The sequence below is a fragment of the Petralouisia muris genome (genome assembly GCF_004793545.1).
Lineage (GTDB): Bacteria > Bacillota > Clostridia > Lachnospirales > Lachnospiraceae > Petralouisia > Petralouisia muris.
In genome coordinates this window covers 1-21,108 of the sequence record NZ_SRYA01000001.1, presented here as the reverse complement: position 1 = coordinate 21,108, position 21,108 = coordinate 1, and the positions used below count along the sequence as shown (strand labels likewise).

At 45.4% G+C, this 21,108-nt stretch carries 17 protein-coding genes; 11 read left to right on the top strand and 6 right to left on the bottom strand.

The features are described 5' to 3' along the window. Positions 1-26: 26 nt before the first annotated feature. Positions 27-1,424 (bottom strand): MATE family efflux transporter, encoded by a 1,398-nt coding sequence (locus tag E5329_RS00090; protein WP_135987552.1) that lies wholly within the window; start codon positions 1,422-1,424, stop codon positions 27-29. Between the two features lie 234 nt (positions 1,425-1,658). Here E5329_RS00090 and E5329_RS00085 point away from each other — a divergent pair, with 234 nt between their 5' ends. The 11 genes from E5329_RS00085 to E5329_RS00035 all read left to right on the top strand — a co-directional run bounded on the left by E5329_RS00085 (position 1,659) and on the right by E5329_RS00035 (position 14,325). Beyond that, entirely contained in the window at positions 1,659-2,852 is a 1,194-nt protein-coding gene (locus E5329_RS00085) for an acetate kinase (protein ID WP_135987551.1), read from the top strand. Between the two features lie 64 nt (positions 2,853-2,916). Next, on the top strand, positions 2,917-3,438 hold the full coding sequence (locus E5329_RS00080) for a YceD family protein (RefSeq protein WP_135987550.1): 522 nt from the start codon (positions 2,917-2,919) through the stop codon (positions 3,436-3,438). A gap of 2 nt (positions 3,439-3,440) precedes the next feature. After that, entirely contained in the window at positions 3,441-3,620 is a 180-nt protein-coding gene (rpmF, locus tag E5329_RS00075; protein ID WP_135987549.1) for a 50S ribosomal protein L32, read from the top strand. A gap of 162 nt (positions 3,621-3,782) precedes the next feature. Continuing rightward, positions 3,783-4,445, top strand: a complete 663-nt coding sequence (locus E5329_RS00070) for a YesL family protein (RefSeq protein WP_135987548.1) — start codon at positions 3,783-3,785, stop codon at positions 4,443-4,445. A 111-nt stretch (positions 4,446-4,556) separates the two neighbouring features. Further along, complete coding sequence (plsX, locus tag E5329_RS00065; protein ID WP_135987547.1) at positions 4,557-5,576, top strand: phosphate acyltransferase PlsX; 1,020 nt, start codon at positions 4,557-4,559, stop codon at positions 5,574-5,576. 12 nt (positions 5,577-5,588) lie between these two features. Then, positions 5,589-5,819 (top strand): acyl carrier protein, encoded by a 231-nt coding sequence (acpP, locus tag E5329_RS00060; RefSeq protein ID WP_135987546.1) that lies wholly within the window; start codon positions 5,589-5,591, stop codon positions 5,817-5,819. A gap of 179 nt (positions 5,820-5,998) precedes the next feature. Continuing rightward, the gene (rnc, locus tag E5329_RS00055; protein ID WP_135987545.1) at positions 5,999-6,715 is read left to right on the top strand and encodes a ribonuclease III; all 717 of its coding nucleotides are present in this window, start codon (positions 5,999-6,001) and stop codon (positions 6,713-6,715) included. A gap of 14 nt (positions 6,716-6,729) precedes the next feature. Next, positions 6,730-10,290, top strand: coding sequence for a chromosome segregation protein SMC (smc, locus tag E5329_RS00050; protein WP_135987544.1), 3,561 nt, complete (start codon positions 6,730-6,732; stop codon positions 10,288-10,290). 74 nt (positions 10,291-10,364) lie between these two features. Then, positions 10,365-11,324: a signal recognition particle-docking protein FtsY gene (gene ftsY / locus E5329_RS00045; protein ID WP_135987543.1), complete on the top strand. Its 960-nt coding sequence runs from the start codon at positions 10,365-10,367 to the stop codon at positions 11,322-11,324. 1 nt (position 11,325) lies between these two features. Next, a complete protein-coding gene (gene ilvA / locus E5329_RS00040; RefSeq protein ID WP_135987542.1) occupies positions 11,326-12,537 on the top strand; it encodes a threonine ammonia-lyase in 1,212 nt (403 codons plus the stop codon). 63 nt (positions 12,538-12,600) lie between these two features. Continuing rightward, positions 12,601-14,325: a methyl-accepting chemotaxis protein gene (locus E5329_RS00035; protein ID WP_135987541.1), complete on the top strand. Its 1,725-nt coding sequence runs from the start codon at positions 12,601-12,603 to the stop codon at positions 14,323-14,325. 285 nt (positions 14,326-14,610) lie between these two features. Here E5329_RS00035 and E5329_RS29545 read toward each other — a convergent pair whose 3' ends face one another. The 5 genes from E5329_RS29545 to E5329_RS00005 all read right to left on the bottom strand — a co-directional run bounded on the left by E5329_RS29545 (position 14,611) and on the right by E5329_RS00005 (position 21,054). Continuing rightward, positions 14,611-15,339, bottom strand: a complete 729-nt coding sequence (locus E5329_RS29545; RefSeq protein ID WP_168356459.1) for a hypothetical protein — start codon at positions 15,337-15,339, stop codon at positions 14,611-14,613. A gap of 831 nt (positions 15,340-16,170) precedes the next feature. Beyond that, a complete protein-coding gene (locus tag E5329_RS00020) occupies positions 16,171-18,741 on the bottom strand; it encodes an ABC transporter permease (protein ID WP_135987540.1) in 2,571 nt (856 codons plus the stop codon). After that, positions 18,738-19,421, bottom strand: a complete 684-nt coding sequence (locus E5329_RS00015) for an ABC transporter ATP-binding protein (protein ID WP_135987539.1) — start codon at positions 19,419-19,421, stop codon at positions 18,738-18,740. The genes E5329_RS00020 and E5329_RS00015 overlap by 4 nt, the downstream gene beginning before the upstream one ends. A gap of 116 nt (positions 19,422-19,537) precedes the next feature. Then, positions 19,538-20,569 carry a sensor histidine kinase gene (locus E5329_RS00010; RefSeq protein WP_135987538.1) on the bottom strand — a complete coding sequence of 344 codons (1,032 nt, stop codon included), beginning with the start codon at positions 20,567-20,569 and terminating at the stop codon, positions 19,538-19,540. Continuing rightward, positions 20,566-21,054 (bottom strand): response regulator transcription factor, encoded by a 489-nt coding sequence (locus tag E5329_RS00005; RefSeq protein ID WP_330571855.1) that lies wholly within the window; start codon positions 21,052-21,054, stop codon positions 20,566-20,568. The genes E5329_RS00010 and E5329_RS00005 overlap by 4 nt, the downstream gene beginning before the upstream one ends. Positions 21,055-21,108 lie beyond the last annotated feature (54 nt).

Here is a 21,108-nt window from a genome sequence, read left to right as displayed (position 1 = left end):
ATGTTCCATTTTGGTGATACAGGCTTTTATGACAAAGTTTGGTTCAGAGGTTTTTCAGCTTTGCCGAATGTCTGTTCAAGCTGGCGAAACAGCCGGATCAGGACAATTACAGCGGCAATGGCAAGGATAAATTCGGCAGTCAGCTGCGCATAGGCAAGTCCGTACAGTGGGAAGAAATAATTCAAAAGAAACAGCGCCGGAATTTCCAGGACAATCTTGCGGAGTATGGCAAAGAGAAAGGATTTCTTTCCAAGGCCGCAGGCCTGAAATACGCCCACTGCAAGAAAATCCATGCACAGAAACGGCGTTCCCAGGCACAGGCCCCGTAAAAATCTGGCGCCGTATTCTATGATGGCAGGGCTCTTCATAAAGAGCGAGGTGAGAGGCCCGGCTCCCAGATAATAACCGGCAGAAACCAGTATCATGAAAGAGAGGGTGATTTTTACAGTGAAAATCAATGTGTCTTTCATGCGTTTGATATTTCCGCTGGCATAATTATAGCTGATCAGGGGCATAATGCCCTGGGACAGCCCCAAGGCAATGTTAAGAGGCACCATGTTGATTTTCTGTACGATTCCCATGGCGGCTACCGCGTCTGCACCGTAAGAGGAAGTAAAATTATTCAGCACAGTCATGCCTGTTACGTTTAAAAGGTTCTGAATAGAGGCGGGGATTCCCACGGCAAAAATGCCGGAAACTATGATTTTCCGGAAGCCGAAGTGGGAAGGCCGGATGGAAACATAGGTATGTCCCCGTTTTACATACAGCAGGATGAAAAAATAGCCGCAGGCGGTGCAGTTGGACAGAAACGTGGCAAGCCCTGCGCCGGCCGCGCCCATATTCAGTCCCTGAGGAAGGATAAATATGGGGTCCAGGATAATATTTAACAGGCAGCCGCTCATGGTGCCGATACTGGCGTGAAGAGAGGAGCCTTCCGCCCGCACCAGGTAGGCCAGCACCACATTCAGGATGGAAGGGGCGGCGCCGAAATTTACCGTCCATTTCAGGTATTCTCCGGTGGCAGCCCCAGTCTGGCTGTCTGCGCCGAGCAACGTCAGCATGGGAGCCTGAAATATGGTGCAGAGGACAGAAAACAGGATTCCGCTCATCAGTGCAAAATAGAAGCCGAAAGCGGAACTGCGAAAGACAGTATCGTAATCTTTTCTGCCAAGCCCCCGGCTCATCATGCTGGATGCGCCAATGCCGAAGAGATTATTGACTGCGTTAAAAGCCAGAAGCACCGGAGCCGCCAATGTGACAGCGGCGTTCTGGATGGGATCATTTAAAATGCCGACAAAATATGTGTCTGCCAGATTGTAAATTACCATAACCAAAGAGCTGATAATGGTGGGAACCGCCAGTGTCATAACCGCTTTGGGAATGGGCATTTGTTCAAATAATTCTGTTTTTTCGGTATTTTCCATAGTTGACAGTCTCCTTTTGTTTTTCAGGCGCACCTGAAGTTCTTATGGTTCATTCTTTGCATATGGAAGCGAAGAAATGCATAGGTTGAATGCGCTTTCCCTATATGGTACAGGATTTTGTTCCGGTTTACAAGGAGGAACTGGAAAAAAGCCCCTTGTATCATAATTTAGATTGGTTTATAATAGGAACATACATGTTAGAACTATAATATGGAAAAGAAGAGGAGAAGGAAAATGAATGTATTAGTGATTAATTGCGGAAGTTCTTCCCTGAAGTATCAGGTAATCAATTCCGATACAGAGGAAGTATTGGCAAAGGGATTGTGCGAGAGAATCGGTCTGGACGGAAGGCTGGTCTATCAGAAAGCAGGCTGTGAGAAAGAGATCACAGATGCGGACATGCCCACCCACAAACAGGCCATTCAGCTGGTATTGGACGCGTTGGTGAATCAAAAAACCGGAGCATTGAACAGCCTTGAGGAAATCGGGGCAGTGGGCCACAGAATGGTTCATGGCGGAGAGAAATTTGCATGCTCCACGGTATTGAATGAAGAAGTGCTGAAGGTTGTGGAGGAATGCAGTGATTTGGCTCCTTTGCATAATCCGGCCAATTTGATCGGAGTTCGGGCCTGCCAGGAATTGATGCCGGGAGTGCCTATGGTGGGCGTGTTTGATACCGCATTCCATCAGACCATGCCGGAGAAGGCATACCTTTACGGCATTGATTATGATTACTATGAGAAATACAGAGTGAGAAAATACGGATTCCACGGGACTTCCCACAGCTATGTGTCCAAACGTGCGGCAGAAATCATTGGAAAACCTTATGAAGAACTGAAGACCATTGTCTGCCATCTTGGAAACGGCGCTTCCATCTGTGCGGTGAAAAATGGCAAATCTATAGATACCTCCATGGGACTGACGCCTTTAGAAGGACTGATTATGGGAACCCGTTCCGGCGACATTGATCCGGGAGCCATGGAATATCTGGCAAAGAAGGAGAACCTGGATCTGGAAGGAGTTATGACTATTTTGAATAAGAAATCCGGCGTTCAGGGCCTATCCCATATTTCCAGCGATTTCCGTGATCTGGAAGCTGCCGCTGCGAAGAATGATCAGGGCGGAATCCGGGCGTTGGAAACATATATTTACCGTGTGGCAAAATATGTCGGTTCCTATGCGGCAGCCATGAACGGCGTGGATGTGATTTGCTTTACGGCAGGAGTTGGAGAAAACGGGCCGGATACCAGAAAGGGCGTCTGCGATTATCTGGGATACCTGGGAGTGGAACTGGACGACGAAGCCAATCAGGTAAGAGGAGAAGAGAAAGTGATTTCCACGCCAAATTCTAAAGTGACTGTACTTTGCCTGCCTACCAATGAAGAGCTGGCTATTGCCCGTGAAACGGTAGAACTGACAAGAAAATAAAATAAATGATTGACAAACCATGTTTTGACAGTTATAATATACCAAGTGTGGATAGGAGACTGTCATGAGAGTAGAATTAGCGGACATAATTTCCTGTGAGAATAAGGAAATGTCAAGACAGGTAGAAATTGAATTATCGTCCTTCGATTCAAGGCTGGGACAATTTCCCATTCGGACGAAACAACCTTTTGTAATGGAGTTTGTCAATGAAGACGGGAAACGCCTGTTGATTCAGGGGGAAACAGAAGTTACAATCCGGATTCCATGTGATCGCTGTCTGGAGGAGGTAGATTGGACTTTTTCCATTAAGGTGGATAAGGAGATTGATCTTACTGGAGACAATGAGGAGAAGAGCATGGAGAATCTGAACTATATGACAGGAACAAGTCTGGATGTAGATCAACTTATTTTTGGAGAAATTTTGGTGAGTTGGCCAATGAAGGTTCTGTGCAGAGAAGATTGCAAGGGCATCTGCAAGCGGTGCGGGGCAAATCTGAATCAGGCAGAATGTCAGTGCCAGAGAACGGAGCCGGATCCAAGAATGGCAGCAATCCAGGATATTTTTAACAAATTTAAGGAGGTGTGACCATGTCGATATGTCCAAAAAATAAATCTTCCAAAGGCAGAAGAGACAGAAGAAGAGCAAACTGGAAAATGACTGCGCCGGCTTTGGTAAAATGCAGCAAATGCGGCGAGTTAATGATGCCTCACAGAGTATGCAAGAACTGCGGATGTTATAACAAAAAAGAGATTATCCCTCAGGATTAATCCGGGATGCGTAAAGAGTCTTTCTATCTTTAGGAAGGCTCTTTTTCTTTCGGCATTCTCATGTTTAAAGAAATTTTATGATTGCAGACATTGACATTTCAGAGGAAATAGGTAAGAATAAGTGAAAGGACTAAAATATCAAATGAGAGAGGAATTTGCCATATGAAGCTATTTAATCCGGACAGCGGTATTATGAGGTCATTATCCAAATTTACAGACTGTATTTGTCTGAGCCTGCTGTTTTTTGTAAGTTGTATTCCCATTATTACCATAGGAACTGCATCCACAGCATTGTATTACACGGTACATAAGGTGCTCCGCCATGACAGGGGATATATGTTCCGGGATTACGTTACCTCTTTCCGGGAGAATTTTAAGCAGACCACGCCGGTGTGGCTGGCTGCCCTGGTAATCGGGATTGTGCTGGGGCTTGATTTGCGGATTGCGAATTTTTACGCCGCTTCCGTCACCTATTTTTCCGCCCTTTCTGCAGTAAGCTTTCTGGGGCTTGTAATCTGGTTTGCATGGATATCCTATCTGTTTCCCTACATGGCCCGTTTTGAGAATACCAGGAAACAGTCTATGAAGAATGCCGCGCTGATGGTGATTGCCCATCTGCCTATGACGGCGCTGATGCTGGTGATTGCTGCGGTAACGGGGGTTGCGCTTTATATTGCGCCTCTTGTGATCTTTATTATTCCCTCTGTTTATACATGGATTCAGAGTTATGTGCTGGAGCGGATTTTTCGGAAATATATGAGTGAAGAAGACCGCAAAGCAGAGGACGCCAAATATAAAGCGGACGATGATATGGCAGTTCGTTGATTTTTATGTTGATTTCTCCGGATACTTATAGTATATTCTTAGGTGGGTATTCGATAAACAGGAAATTTTTTACAGGAATTGCCTGTTTGCGAGCCATAAGGAGGAATTTTCATGCAGGAAATGATAAGAGTGGCAGTCGATGCCATGGGCGGCGATTACGCACCTGCCGAAATGGTAAAAGGGGCAATCAATGCTGTTACGCTGCGGCAGGACATTAAGGTATATCTGATTGGACGTCAGGATGCGGTAAAAAAAGAGCTGGAGAAGCATTCCTACAACGGGAAACAGATTGAAGTAATTCACGCCGAAGAGGTAATTGAAACCGCAGAACCTCCAGTGATGGCAATTCGAAAGAAAAAACAGTCATCCATTGTAGTGGGATTGAATATGGTGAAGGAGAAAAAGGCAGACGCTTTTGTGTCAGCAGGAAGCTCTGGGGCCATACTGGTAGGCGGACAAGTTATTGTCGGAAGGATTAAGGGCGTGGAACGCCCGCCGCTGGCGCCGTTAATTCCCACGGAACAGGGAGTGTCTTTACTGATTGACTGCGGGGCAAATGTAGACGCCAGGGCATCGCATCTGGTTCAGTTTGCGAAGATGGGCTCTATTTATATGGAGAATGTGCTGGGCGTGAAGAAGCCGAAGGTAGCGATTGTCAATATTGGTGCAGAGGAAGAAAAAGGAAATGCACTGGTAAAAGAAACATTTCCTCTGCTGAAGAACTGCCCGGACATTAACTTTACGGGAAGTATTGAAGCAAGAGAGATTCCCCATGGAGAAGCAGACGTGATTGTGTGTGAGGCGTTTACCGGAAATGTCATTTTGAAGCTTTATGAGGGATTAAGCGGGACGCTGGTAAGCGTTATAAAGCGGGGAATGCTGGCAAGCCTCAGAAGCAAGATCGGCGCGCTGCTTGTGAAGCCATCTTTGAAAAAGACTCTGAAAGCCTTTGACGCTACAGAATACGGCGGTGCGCCGCTGTTGGGGCTGAATGGTCTGGTAGTCAAGACTCATGGAAGTGCTAAGGCCAAGGAAGTTACCAATTCCATTATCCAGTGCGTCACTTTCAGTGAGCAGGAAATCAATGAAAAAATCAGAAAGAATATTGGAACATCTCCCATGGAGGAGTAGAAAGGAACAAGAATGGAGTTTGAAAAATTAAAAAAAATCATTGCAGAAGTATTAAACGTTGACGTGGATGAAATTACAATGGATACTACATTTGTAGATGACCTGGGGGCGGATTCTCTGGATATTTTCCAGATTATCATGGGACTGGAAGAAGAATTTGACATTGAGATTGCCAACGAAGAAGCAGAAAAGATTGTAACGGTAGCAGATGCAGTAGAGCAGATTAAGAATGCAACAAACTGATGAAAGAACCGTACAGTGAGCATAAAGATTAATTGCCTGCCTGGAGCAGGCGATATCAGATGACAACCACTTTCACATTTTGCGGGAAGTGGTTGCATTTGGTTAGAGTAAGGAGCTGCTATGAAATATCTGCGCAGCCATTTCATGACAGGTTTCGAAAAGTGCGTCGGAGGTTTAAGATGAAATTGCAGAAAGAATTGGAAGATAAAATCGGATATCATTTTCAGAACGGCAGATTGCTGACACAGGCTTTGACCCATAGCTCCTATGTGAACGAGCATCATATGAGCAAGCTGGCAGATTATGAGCGGCTGGAATTTCTGGGGGATGCGGTGCTGGAGATTGCAGCCAGCGAATTTCTGTTTCATAAATATCCCAGGAATCCGGAAGGGGAGTTAACCAGAATGCGGGCCAGTATTGTCTGTGAACCTACCCTTGCCTTCTGTACCAGAGAATTAGAACTGGGAAAATATCTTTTGTTGGGAAAAGGGGAAGCTCAAACTGGGGGCAGAGAGAGGAAATCAGTATTGTCCGATGTGTTAGAGGCGTTGATTGGGGCAATTTATTTAGATGGTGGTTTTGCTAATGCAAAAGAGTTTGTGCACCGTTTTGTGCTAAACGACATAGAGCATAAGCAGCTCTTTTATGATAGCAAGACTATCCTGCAGGAAGTGGTGCAGGCCAATTACGGGGAAGGTCTGAAGTATTGCCTTCTGGCGGAAGAAGGGCCGGATCACGATAAAAAATTTATCGTGGAAGCCAGAATCGGTCATGCGCCCTACGGGAAAGGCTGCGGAAGAACCAAGAAAAGCGCAGAACAGGAGGCGGCCTATGAGACGCTGCTTTTGCTGAAGGAAGAGAAAAACATTAAGATTCCCCGTAATTTGGCGGAATAGCGTCGGAGGGACAGATGTATTTAAAAAGTATAGAGGTTCATGGATTTAAGTCATTTGCCAATAAGATTCTGTTTGAATTCCACAATGGAATTACCGGAATTGTAGGGCCCAACGGAAGCGGAAAGAGCAATGTGGCAGACGCTGTGCGCTGGGTGTTAGGAGAGCAGCGGGTGAAGCAGCTTCGGGGAGCCAGTATGCAGGATGTTATTTTTTCCGGTACGGAGAACCGCAGGCCCTTAAGTTATGCTTATGTGGCAATTACATTGGATAACGGAGACGGGCAGTTAAATGTGGATTATAAGGAAGTTACGGTGGCAAGACGCGTCTACCGTTCCGGAGAAAGTGAATACCTGATTAATGGGACAACCTGCCGTCTGAAAGACGTAAATGAATTATTTTATGACACGGGAATTGGCAAAGAAGGTTATTCCATCATTGGACAGGGTCAGATTGAGCGGATTTTAAGCGGAAAACCGGAGGAGCGGCGGGAACTGTTTGATGAGGCGGCGGGAATTGTGAAGTTTAAGCGGAGAAAAGCAACGGCGCAGAAGAAATTAGAAGACGAGCGTCAAAATCTTCTGCGTGTGAACGATATTCTTTCCGAACTGGAGAAGCAGGTGGCCCCTTTGGAGAAGCAGGCGGAGAAAGCGAAGCTGTATCTGAAAAAGAGGGAAGAACTGAAAGAATATGATGTGAACATGTTTCTTATGGACATGGAGCGCATGGAGGAGGAGGTGAAATCCCTGGGAGAAAAAACGGGGATTGTGGAGCAGGATTTGAAAGAATCCAACCAGTCTTATATTAATATCCGGACAGAATATGAGCAGATGGAACAAAAGATGCAGCAGGCAGACGGCAGACTTTTGGCCCTTCGGGAAGAACTGGGAAATACTACAGTGCTTAAGGGCAGGCTGGAGGGCCAGATCAATGTGCTGAAAGAGCAGATTCACGGGGCAAGGCAGAGCGAAGAGCATTTTCAGTCACGACAGCAGGCCATTGACAAAGAGCTTAAGGAGCGCCAGGAACAGAAAGCAGCCTGCCAGAATGAAAAGCTACAGCTGGACGATCAGATGAAGTCTTTAGAGGAGCAGAAAAGCCAGGTGATGGCAAAGTATCAGGAAATCCAGGAAGAAATTGCCCGCTGCAGCAGGAAAATTGAGGACGGAAAAAGTGAGATTATTGAGCTTTTGAACAATAAAGCTTCTATCAAGGCAAGACAGCAGCGTTATGATACTATGCAGGAGCAGATCAACATACGCAGAGCCCAGTTAAACAAACGGCTGCTGGAACAGAAAAGCGAAGAGGAGGAGCTGCAGTCCGTATTGGAAGAGTATGAGGAAAACTGCAGCAAAGCCCGGGAAAGCTGCAGCAAATTAGAAGAAGAGAGACAAAAGCTGGAAGCAAAAAATCAGGAGTGGCAGAAGAAACGGGCGGAAACCTTAGAGCAGATGGAGCGGGATAATGCCTGTTATCACAGGGAAAAGTCACGGCTGGAATCTCTGATTAATATTGCGGAACGCTACGATGGCTATGGCAACTCCATCCGCCGGGTGATGGAGAAGAAAGAGACGGAGCCAGGACTCTTAGGGGTAGTGGCCGATTTGATTCAGGTGGAAAAAAAGTATGAAGTTGCCATTGAGACGGCGTTAGGCGGCAGCATTCAGAATATTGTCACCAGCGATGAAAATACGGCCAAGAAAATGATTGGCTATCTGAAGCAGAATCGGTATGGGCGGGCTACATTTTTGCCCTTAACCAGTGTGGGAAAGAAGCCGGTTGCTGTGAACCAGGCTGTTTTAAGAGAGCCCGGCGTGATTGGAATCGGAAGCGATCTGGTGCAGGCGGACAGTAGATTTCAGGAATTAAAGATATATCTTCTCGGCAGAACTTATGTAGTGGATACCATCGATCATGCCATTTTGCTGGCAAGGAAATATCAGTACAGCCTGCGGATTGTGACATTGGAGGGAGAATCCTTAAGCCCCGGCGGTTCCATGACAGGCGGAGCTTTTAAAAATACCAGCAATCTGCTGGGAAGAAAACGGGAAATCGAAGATCTGCAGCAGGGAACAGAGAAATTGGAGCATGCCCTTGCCGGACACAAAAAACGTCTGGAGGATATCAGTACAGCAAGAGAGCTGCTGAAAGAAGATATCCATCAGAAGGAAGAAGATTTGAAACAGGCGCTGCTGAGACAGAACACGGAGGAAATGAATCTGGAACGGGCAAGGGAGCTAAAAGCGGAGAATGACAGCCGATTTGTATCCCTTCAGGCGGAAAGCAGGGAGATTGAGCGGCAGTTACTGGACATCAGTGAAAGCAGAGAACAGATTCAGGAAGAAATTCAGGCGGCCAGCCGCAGGGAAAAGGAAATAGAAGAAGAAACGGGAGAATTTCAGCAAATTCTGGAGAGGCAGAATAAGTTGGCCGAGGAGAGCCAGAATGATGTTTCCAGAGTGCAGTTAGAAGAGGCCAATTTTCAGCAGAAGGCGGAATTCGTGCAGGAGAATATGTCCCGTATTTCAGCCGAAATCCGTAAGCTGGAAGAGGATTTGCAGGCAGCAGAGCGGGAACGGGGCCAGTCTCAGACAGATATCCGGAGAAAAGAGCAGGAAATTGAAGAGATTAGAAAGAACATGGAACAATCGGAGGCCAGCCGAGAAGAATTGGAACAGCAGATTAAGGAAGGACAGAAAGCAAGAGAAGAGATGTCCGAGAAATACAAGGGATTTTTCCAGAAACAGGAAGAATTGTCCAAACGTATCAATGATCTGGACAAAGAAATGTACCGCTTAAACAGCCAGAAGGAGAAGCTGAATGAATCGGTGGAGCATCAGACCAGTTATATGTGGGAGGAATATGAACTGACCTTTCACAATGCCATGGCGCTGCGCAGGGAGGAATTCAGCAATCCTGGGGAGATGAAAAAGAGGATTTCCGAAATCAAAGATGAAATCCGCAAGCTGGGGGATGTGAATGTCAATGCCATTGAAGATTACCGGAATCTGTCAGAGCGGTATGTGTTTATGAAAACCCAGCATGATGATTTGGTGGAAGCGGAAAAAACGCTGCTGGACATTATTGAAGAGCTGGATACCGGAATGCGCCGGCAGTTTATGGAGAAGTTTGCCCAGATTCAGAAAGAGTTTGACAAGGTGTTCAAAGAACTGTTCGGCGGCGGAAAAGGGACGCTGGAGCTGGTGGAGGATGAGGATATCTTAGAATGCGGCATCCGCATTATTGCCCAGCCGCCTGGAAAGAAGCTGCAGAATATGATGCAGCTTTCCGGCGGGGAAAAATCTTTGACCGCCATTTCCCTTTTGTTTGCCATCCAGAATCTGAAGCCCTCGCCCTTTTGTCTGTTGGATGAGATTGAGGCGGCGCTGGACGATTCCAATGTGGGGCGGTTTGCAAAATATCTGCATAAGCTGACGGAACATACCCAGTTTATTGTCATTACCCATAGAAGGGGAACTATGGCGGCGGCAGATCGGCTGTATGGAATTACCATGCAGGAGAAAGGGGTGTCCACTCTGGTGTCTGTGAACTTAATCGAGGAGGATTTAAGCGCATAGTGGAGCCGGATTCAAAATAATTAGGATAGAAAGCAGAGATTGCTGTAACCAATAACAGGAAGGAGCGAAAAGCAATGGGAAGTGAAGAAAAGGAAAAGAAAGGGTTTTTTAAACGGCTGGTGCAGGGACTGACGAAAACCAGAGATAATATTGTATCCGGGATAGATTCTATTTTCAGCGGATTTTCCAGTATTGACGATGAATTCTACGAAGAGATCGAAGAGATTCTGATTATGGGGGACCTGGGCGTCCATGCGACCACAGAAATTATCGAGAATCTGAAGGTAAAGGTAAAGGAGCAGCATATCAAGGAGCCTGCCCAGTGCAAAGAGCTGCTGATATCCAGTATCAAAGAACAGATGGATGTGGGAGAAACCGCCTATCAGTTTGAAAATGAGAAATCTGTGGTGCTGGTGATCGGCGTAAACGGCGTGGGCAAGACCACCTCCGTTGGAAAACTGGCGGGCAAGCTGAAGGCCCAGGGCAAACGCGTGGTGCTTGCGGCGGCAGATACCTTCCGGGCAGCCGCCGGAGAACAGCTTGGCGAGTGGGCCAGCCGGGCAGGAGTGGAAATGATCGGCGGACAGGAGGGAGCAGATCCTGGGGCAGTGGTATATGATGCGGTGGCGGCGGCAAGGGCCAGAAATGCGGATGTGCTGCTGTGCGATACTGCCGGCCGTCTCCACAATAAGAAAAATCTGATGGAAGAGTTAAAGAAAATTCACCGGATTTTAGAAAAAGAATATCCGGAAGCGTTTCGGGAAACACTGGTGGTACTGGATGGAACCACAGGCCAGAACGCCCTTTCCCAGGCCAGGCAGTTTTCAGAGGTGGCTGAGATTTCCGGGATTATCCTTACCAAGATGGACGGAACCGCAAGGGGCGGCATAGCCGTGGCAATTCAGTCAGAGCTTGGCATTCCGGTAAAATATATCGGAGTGGGGGAAACCATAGACGATCTGCAGAAGTTTGACTCAGAACAGTTTGTAAAGGCGCTGTTTGAAACCGATGAAAAAACAGAGGAGGAAGAGTAGAATGTTGACTCTGGAAAGATTTGAGGAAGCAAGCAAAATAGTAAAAGAGGTAACTCTGGAAACCAAACTGGTATATAGTGATTTCTTAAGCGAACAGACGAAAAACAAGGTATATCTGAAGCCGGAAAATATGCAGTTTACCGGAGCTTACAAGGTGAGGGGCGCCTATTACAAGATCAGCACCCTCTCAGAAGAGGAAAGGGAAAAGGGCCTGATTACCGCTTCCGCCGGCAACCATGCCCAGGGTGTGGCTTATGCGGCAAAATGCTATGGAGTGAAAGCGACCATTGTGATGCCTACCACAACGCCACTGATTAAGGTAAACCGGACCAAGGGATACGGCGCAGAGGTAATTCTCTACGGGGATGTGTATGATGAATCCTGCCAGAAGGCTTATGAACTGGCAGAAGAGCATGGATATACCTTTATTCATCCCTTTGACGATCTGGCAGTGGCTACCGGGCAGGGAACCATTGCAATGGAGATTTTTAAGGAGCTGCCATTGGTGGAATATATTCTGGTTCCCATCGGAGGAGGCGGGCTTGCCACAGGAATTTCTGTCCTTGCCAAGCTTTTGAATCCTAAAATCAAAGTCATCGGCGTGGAGCCTGCCGGGGCAAACTGTATGGAGGAATCCATCAAGGCAGGAAAAGTCACCACTCTGCCCGGGGTCAGCACCATTGCAGACGGTACTGCAGTAAAGACGCCAGGAGAACAGATTTTTCCTTATATCCGGGAAAATCTGGATGGAATTATTACAGTAGAGGATGATGAACTGGTTGTGGCTTTTCTGGATATGGTGGAAAACCACAAAATGGTTGTGGAAAATTCCGGGCTTTTAACGGTGGCGGCGCTGCGCCATCTGAAGGTGGAAAATAAGCGTGTGGCTGCGATTTTAAGCGGCGGCAATATGGACGTGATCACCATGTCTTCCGTTGTGCAGCAGGGTCTGATTTTCCGGGATCGGATTTTTACTGTGTCGGTTCTTTTGCCAGACAAGCCGGGAGAATTGTGCAAAGTTGCAGATACCATTGCCAAAGAGCAGGGAAATGTTATAAAATTAGAGCATAACCAGTTTGTATCCACCAACCGGAATGCGGCTGTGGAACTGCGCATTACCATGGAAGCTTTCGGCACAGATCATAAGGGGCAGATTTTGAAGGCGCTGGAGCAGAAAGGGTATCAGCCTAAGACGGTAAGAACCAGCCTGTAGAAGCATTCCGGCCGGGGAGAATTGCAGACAGTATGCAAGATACGAAGGAGGGTGTGACGGAGTATGAGGAGAATCACTGCAAAAATGATTGCCGTACTGGCAGGGCTTTCTCTTGTATTTGGAGTCAGTATCGTGTTTAATCTTGGACAGATCAGGATGATTCAGGAGAAAAGCGAAGGAATTACAGCCAGTCAGGTGCCGAATGTGTACCTGGTAAATGAATTCCGGAGTGCATATCAGGAAAAGGAAACCCTGCTGTATGAGATGATGATGACCAGCAAAGAGGAGCAGATACAGGAGCTGACCAGTCAGATTGAAGCGCTGGATCTGGAACTGACGGAAAGAATGGGGGAAATCAAAGAAGCTTTTCCTGAGGAAGAAGGAAGTAAAATTGCAGGACACATAGAACTGAATATGGCTGCCTACGATAAGATTTATAAGCGGATTCAGAAAAAAAGCTCCGGCGATATCGGCAGTCAGGCGGCTTTTCGGACGGCTACCTCCAAGCTGGTGGAGTTTGACGAGCTGGTAAAGGCTGATTTGACGGAACTGGACAATCTGATTGCCAGGGCTATGGATACTGCAGTAGAGGAACAGAATAAGGGCATCCAGACGGCTTATCAGACCCTGGTTCTCTGCGTTGCTGTTTTTCTTGCGGCAGCCGCCGCAGGAGTGGCTTATGTGGTGGGCGGCGTGGCAAGGCCCATACGCAGCGCAACAAAGCAGTTGGATGGAATTATCGGGAAAATCCAGAGGGGCGAGGGTGACTTGACCCTTCGGGTGGAAACCAGATCCAGGGATGAAACTGGGCAGATGGTGCAGGGAATTAATACGTTTATTGACAATCTGCAGCATATTATGAAGGATGTAAAGGGCTATTCCCTGGAGCTTAAGAATTCCGTGGAGGCGGTGAACGGACAGGTGGCAGTGGTATCCTGCAGCGTCAATGACACTTCTGCGGCAACCGAGGAATTGTCTGCCAGTATGCAGGAGGTATCGGCAACTTCCCTGGGGATCAGCGGCCAGATTGAGACAGTCAGTGAAACAGTTCAGAGAATGCAGAAGGAGGCCCAGGAGTCGGCGAAATACGCCATGGAGGTACGAAAGCGCGCCAATGAGCTGAAAGAGAACGCCGATGCCAGCAAAAAGAATACCGGCGGCATGGTTGCGGATATGACAGGGATTTTGAAAGCTTCTGTGGAAAACAGCAGTAAAGTCGCTATGATAAATGATTTGACGGAAGAGATTCTGGAAATTGCCAGCCAGACAAATCTGCTGGCGCTGAACGCTTCCATTGAGGCGGCCAGGGCTGGAGAGGCGGGAAGAGGATTTGCAGTTGTGGCGGATGAAATTCGGCAGTTGGCGGACAGCAGCCGGAATACGGCCGGCAGCATTCAGGAAATCAGCCGGATCGTTACGGAAGCGGTAGAGGAACTGGCGGCAAATGCCAATGAAATGATGGAATACTTAAACAGGAATGTGATGGAGGATTACGCCGCGTTGGTACATACCGGGGAACAATACGATGCGGATGCAGGGATGTTTGCTTCCGTAATGGAGCGCTTTTCTGCCGAAACAGCCGGCTTGCAGGATACCATGAATTCCATGGTAGGCTCTGTCAGTTCCATTGCCGCCACCATTGACGACAGTGCAAGGGCCATTGAGTCAGTGGCTGCAGGCGCCGCAGGGCTTGTGGATTCCATGGGAACCATCCATGAAAATATGGACGCCAACACCAGGATTTCCAATACCCTGAAAGAAGAGGTGGAAAAGTTTCAGAATTTGTAAAAGCTCAGGCGTCAAGAAAAATACTTGATATGTATTTCACAGGAATGCAGTAAATAAGCCACTTTCAGAGGTTATAAGCAAAGATTTGTGACAATGTTGTGACAAATTCAGAAGAATATAGGATTATGGAACAGAGAAAAGCACTCAATACTTTAATTGGTATCAGGTGCTTTTTGATGTGAATTTAATCTAAAAAATTAGGTTTTTATTATATTCTTCTTTTAAGATTTTCAATATATGTTCCATTTCCATTAAGAACAATTCTTCTTTTTGCTTTTTGGTTATCTAAAGGTTTTTGCTATCCCAAAATATAATGCCGTTGTCTATAGTATGTGGCTGAGCTTCTTTCATATTTTCTCTTTGATTAAGAGCATACATTTTATTATCATCCTGAAAATTGAGATAATTTGCAAACAATTCTACAAAAGGACGATACCGCCGCCCCTCTTCCTGATAGTACATATCGCATATTAGAAGATTAAGGGCTTCTATCATGCGTTTATATCCTATATTCATTTCTGTGCGCAAAACATTGATAGCGCTTTCTGAAAGCCCGGTTGACTTTTCCATCATAGCAACATCCTCATTCACAATAGAGGTTTTCCGTATTCCCAAAAGATAATCAGCGGTTACATTAAAATATTTTGCATAAGCAGCCACGAAGTTTGCTTCTAAAGTTTGATATACGCCGTCACAATTCAAAATACGATTGAATGTGGACTGTGATATTTCATAGCCTAAAGATTTTCGTAATGTTTCTTTTGTAGTGCCATGCCGAAAAATATCCGTAAGCGTTGCAAGCAAGTCCCGCCCGTCTTTTCGGAAATGGGCGGTGACGGTGTATTCCGTGCCGCCGATTTTCTCGGTAAAGCTCATCAGCTCTGGGATGCGGACAAGGGGCGCGACATTCTGGACAGGCGGCAGAGGGGGATATATTTTGTCGGGATTTACCATAGGGGCGTCCTTGTATTTCTCCATAATCGCCTGTATTTCTTCCTCGGACAGTCTGCTCATCGCAATGATTCCTCCCTCTTGAGGTCTGTTTTAACTGGCTGTTTCTGCCGATCTAACCGCCGATTTTCCATCGTGTCGTGGATTTGGTTTAAGCAATTGTCGATATGGGCAGAGCGTTTTTTAATCCTGTTTGCATATTTCAGCCGCTTTCTAAGCTCCGTTATCTGCTCCGTCACGTCCTGTTTTTCGGCCCGAAGTGTTTCTTTTTCGGCTGGTATGGCCTGGCGTGCCTTATTCCGCAAGTGCTGGCGGTAGTGGATAAGGTTTATTCATTTCATTCTGGTTTTGCTCCCTGTCGGCGTGTAACTCGGAGAGGGTGGAAATGCTCTGCTTTGACATATACCTTACCTGTGCGGTAATCTCGTCCAGTTTCCGAAGCTCCTCTTTCATCAGCGGGCTTGTCGGCTTATAGTCCGTGCCTTTTGTGCATAGATAGCCCCTGTTGTCAATCCAACAAGCGGGCGATTTCCTTTGTGGAATAATCCTGCATTTTCAGCAGGTCATAAGTTGATGAGGATTTTTTTAACAAGTTACCTACCAATTCTTGGTATGGTATATATAAGTAGAATCCGCTGCTTGCAGACAAAAGAAATCCCTTCAAATTTCAAAAAGCGAAGTCGGAGAGACGTTAGAGCATAGCGAATAGGCTCACCGAAACATCGTTTTTTTATTCGGCGCAATGATATTTTGTATTTCTTTATTGTAAAACAAGAATCTCGTAGAAATATCACAGACAACCGCTTGTATGGCAAAATTTTAAAACGAAATCTCGCGGCTTTGTGACATTTAAAAACCGAGGGCAAATCGCTCCTCGGTTTTAGACAGATAAATTTAGTTTTGACGCAGGCGCTCTATAATACTCGTCTTACTTATCTGTTTATAAAGCAATGCAGGTATTAAGACTGTCAGAATGATAAGACATGGATATATAATCAGCATAGGCCACATCACAAAGCGGTAGGTAAAGAACCAGATACCGTCAGAAATGCCTTTCACAATTATGACTGAAAATAGCGTTCCAAATACAACAGATGCAAGAATTGTTCCTGCAGAATAATACAAACCCTCATAGGAAAGCAGCTTTTTCAACTGTTTTCCCGTCATGCCGATGCTCTGCAGCATGGCAAACTCTTTCCTGCGGGTAATAATGCTTGTCAGGACGGAGTTTACAAAATTTACAATTCCAATAAAGCCAATCACGATGCTCAAAGTCCCGCCGATTGTCACAATTAACGAAGTCAGATTTTCAAAAGAGCTTACATAGTTTTCCCTACAGTCAAAATCCATGCCTGGCTCTATATCTTTTACATAACCATCTAAAAATTCTTTCATCTGTGTGTCTGTCCCGCCCTTTACATTAAAAGGAAAGCTGACAAGGTGCGGCGAAGCGCAAAGCGGCAAATAATTTTCGGTCGGCATATAAAACCGAGTTGCGCCGGTATTTCGGGTAGTAGCCGTATTCTCATTTACACAGACTTTTGCCATTACGATAAGGTCAAAACGATTATCGGTAACGCTTGAAAGACCGTCCATCGAAACATGATTGAAACGGACGGTATCTCCCACTTTCACATCTGGATTGTCAATCATATTTCCGTTATCGTCACATTCCACATTAAGCAAAACATATTTTCCTGTTTTAAGAGCCTGCCAGTCTATCTCCCCTTCCACGACTTCCATATTTTTTAGCAGGAAGTCATCTGCCCCATACAAATCCACAAGCGGGTTGCCATTTTCATCGGTATTGTAATTTGAAAAAGCGTTGCTTTCAGCAGAAAAGGCTTCTTCCAACACACGGGCTGTATATAATCTTCCGCCCGCTTCAAAACAGTCGCTTTCCATAACTGTTTCTATAAAAGATTCCGACAAATCATTGCTGCTGGTTTCATACCGAAATTGGAAATAATCCGCAGTCGAAATCACAAAATCAGTATTTACAAATTTTGCTATATATTTATTAATATCAAAGCCACTGGAAAAAGTAAATACTGTATTAAACAACACCAACGATAGTGTCATGGAAACGATTACAAGCACGGTACGCTTACGGTTTCGTCCTAAATTTGCCAGTGCCATACGATAGATTTTTGCTCCATGCGTAGAATTTTTAAGCGCATGTTTCTTTCCTCTAAATGCAGACGAATCATTTTCCGTATATTTGATTGCTTCAATTGGAGATACCGTTCCTGCAATTTTGGCAGGCTTTTGCACGCTAATCAAGACGGTAAAGACTGCAAACGCAGCAGCTCCTATAAAAATTAGCGGGTTGGCAGTTACGGTTATGCCGGCATCCGCAGTATAAATTGTCCCATTCATTAGGAATGGCACTAATGCACGTCCCAGAAAGAATCCAATCAGCAGACCAATGGGAACTCCTATCAAAGAAAGATTGGCTGCCTGACGGTTAATCATCTTTTTTATCTGCCGCTTTGTTGTTCCTAAAGTCTTTAACTGCCCATAAGCCTGAATATCCTGTATTACGGATATCTGAAAAATATTATAGATAATCAGATATCCAGTGACTATTATTAAAAGGATACCTACCATGCCAGAAATGAGCAACGTAGGATTTTCAAACAGGTTAGAGCTTTGATATGCAGGGCTGACACGGGCAATCATATAGTTTTCTTCCTTCGGGCTTCCGCCCATTATGTCACAGGTATAGCCTGTTTCAGAAAGCAGCCTGCTTAGCTTCGATTCTATGTCCCCTTTACCATGAAACATGATATAAGCGGTCACAACACCCGAATAATCATTATCTTCCCGATATGTGTATTCCAGAATATCTGAATGGCTGTCAATAAAGGATTTGGAAACAATCATCCGTCCAATATTACTCAGGCTGTCTGTTTCCCAAAAACCACAAAGAACAAAATCCGTCTCATATTCTGTCCCTTTGATTTCATACTTTAAGGAAACTGTTTCACCAATCCCCGCTTTTATGCCTAATGCGTCCAATGTCTTTGTGTCCGCAATAATCTCATTTTCAGCTTCTGGTCGACGACCTGTCGTCGGTTCATAGCGGGCAAACTCTAAGGCCGTATCGTCCATATACCACAGATCAGAACGCCATTTTTCCAATCCTTCGTTCTTTATGCGATAGGAAACTGCTTTCGTGTAGGCAATCTTTTCGATAAGGGAATTGCCCTCAATGTCATTATAAATATCATCACTGATATAGCTTAAAACCGCCTGCCCATCCCCGCCCGCTTTTCTGATATTCTGCTCCTGAACGGTGTCAATCAATCCAGAGCCTAATGTGAAAATAGTAGTAAACAATACAGCTGTTAAGACAATGGCAATAACGGCAATAATAGTTCTGCTCTTATTTGATTTAAAATAACGGTCTGACAACTTTTTGACGGCATGGCGGTTATTATTGCCAAATAGAATATCGCTCATGCTGATACCTCCCCTTGCTGTGAAATTCTGCCATCTTCAATACGGATGATACGGTCAGCAAGCTGGGCAATTTCGCTATTATGGGTAATCATTACAATTGTCTGGTTGAATTTACCTGTAGTGACTTTTAGAAGCCCCAAAACATCGCTGCTCGTCCTGCTGTCAAGGTTTCCTGTCGGCTCGTCCGCCAAAATGATTGCCGGTTTTGAAACTAAGGCTCTGGCAATCGCCACACGTTGCTGCTGCCCCCCAGACAGATTGTTGGGCATATTATTCAGCTTATCCTTTAGTGCCAGCATCCCCACAACGTCATCCATGAACTTCTGGTCTACGCTGTCCCCATCTAATTCTACGGGCAGTACAATATTTTCATATACATTTAGGACAGGAACAAGGTTATAATTCTGAAATATAAATCCGATATTCCGCCTGCGGAAAATTGTGAGCTGTTCGTCTTTCAGCTCTGACAGTTCTTTTCCCCTGACCTTGATCTTGCCAGAAGTTGGAATATCCAGACCTCCCATCATGTTCAGTAAAGTTGATTTGCCACTGCCTGACGTTCCGACGATGGCAACAAACTCCCCCTCGTTAATCGCAAGCGTCACGCCATCCAACGCTTTCGTGATGTTCGGTTCTGTCCCATAGTATTTCTTTAGCTCTGTCACTTGTAAAATGCTCATAAAGAACACCATCCTTTCGTTTTGATGGCTATATTATAGAATTCAATCCTCGCAGAAATGTCACGGTATCAGGGAAATTTACGTTTTAATTCTCGCAGTTTGATGACATTTCGCTTTCAGTCAGCAGGAAGAAATACGGAAAAAGTTGCTCCCATTTGAGAACTGGAAGTTACTTTTACATATCCGCTCTGCATTGTGATGATTTCTCTGGTTAGATACAGACCGATACCTATCCCGTCTATATCGTGGACTTCGCTTTCACGGTAAAAACGTTTAAAGATTTCCGCATGATGTTTTTCTGGAATCCCTTTTCCATTATCAGAGATGTCGATTTTCAAATACATTTCCAATTTTTCTGCTTTGACACGGATTTCACCGCCTTCTGGCGTATATTTTACCGCATTGTCCAAAATATTGAACAGGGCTTCGCCCGTCCATTTTTTATCATGCGTAACCTCTATGCTTTCTGGACAATGCACCAAAACCTCAATGTTTTTCTTTTCAGCGTTTAATAGTATCCCGCCCAATGCGGACGCAAGCGTATCATAAATCGGCTGCTTTTTCTTTTCCAGAGAAATAATGCCTGTTTCCAATCGGGATGTCTTTATAAGCGCCTGCATAAGAAAATCAAGTTTGTCAAGCTGCTCGCCCATCGCAGAAAGAAATTCTTTCTGCTTTTGCTTTTGTATATCCCGTTCCAACAAAGTTGTCTCTATCATTTTCAGATTGGCAATCGGCGTTTTAACTTGATGCGATACATCAGATATCAATTCCTGCAAGTCCTCCCGTTCTCTGGCTATGCTCTGGCGGTTTTCACGCATGATGCCATATAAACGGGAGAGTCGGTGGCTGATTTTATAAAAAAGGCTTTCTTCTTCTGCAAACTCCAAATTCGCTGCATTTCCCTGCATCATCCCGTCAAGCTGTCTGCACAGCATATCGGAAAAAGCAGTCAGCTTTTTGCGGACAATGGCAATAAAAGAAAACATGCCGCCATAAACAAGAACGGCTAAAAACAAGATGGCATAAACGGCAGCGGCATTATCCGTCAACAGATAAAGAAAAACAGCGACGGCTGCAAATAGGAAAGCCAATAAAGTACATATAACTGCACAAATCCTGTTAATGGAGAACTTTACCGTTTTCATTTTTTCAGCCCTCCAACCCACATATAACCCATTCCGTAAACCGTTTTGATATATTGGAAACTTCCCGCTTCAATTTTTGCCCTGATGCGGCTGATGGCACAAGTCAATGCGTGTTCGTCAACAAAATTCCCATCAGCATCCCATAGCTTTTCCAATAAGATACGCCTTGTCAAAACAATCTGCATATTTGCCGTCAATATTTTTAAGATACGGTATTCCATAGCTGTGAATGAAATATCTTCTCCTGCAAGCGTAGCGCTCATCTCCGAAAAATTGATGAACAGATTCCCGTCATCATAACAGTCTATGGCGCTTTGCTTTTGAATGCGGGAGAGCAGGGCTGACACTTTTTTCTGAAAAACACTTATAGGGAAAGGCTTTATCACATAGTCGTCAGCGCCCAATTCAAACCCCCTTAACTGGTCGCTTTCCAAGTCTCGGGCAGTCAAAAAAATCACGGCGGTATCGGGATTTTTCTTTTTCACTTTATAGGAAATTGCGATTTTTGAGGAGAGAAAAAGAACAAGAGTTTACCGAAC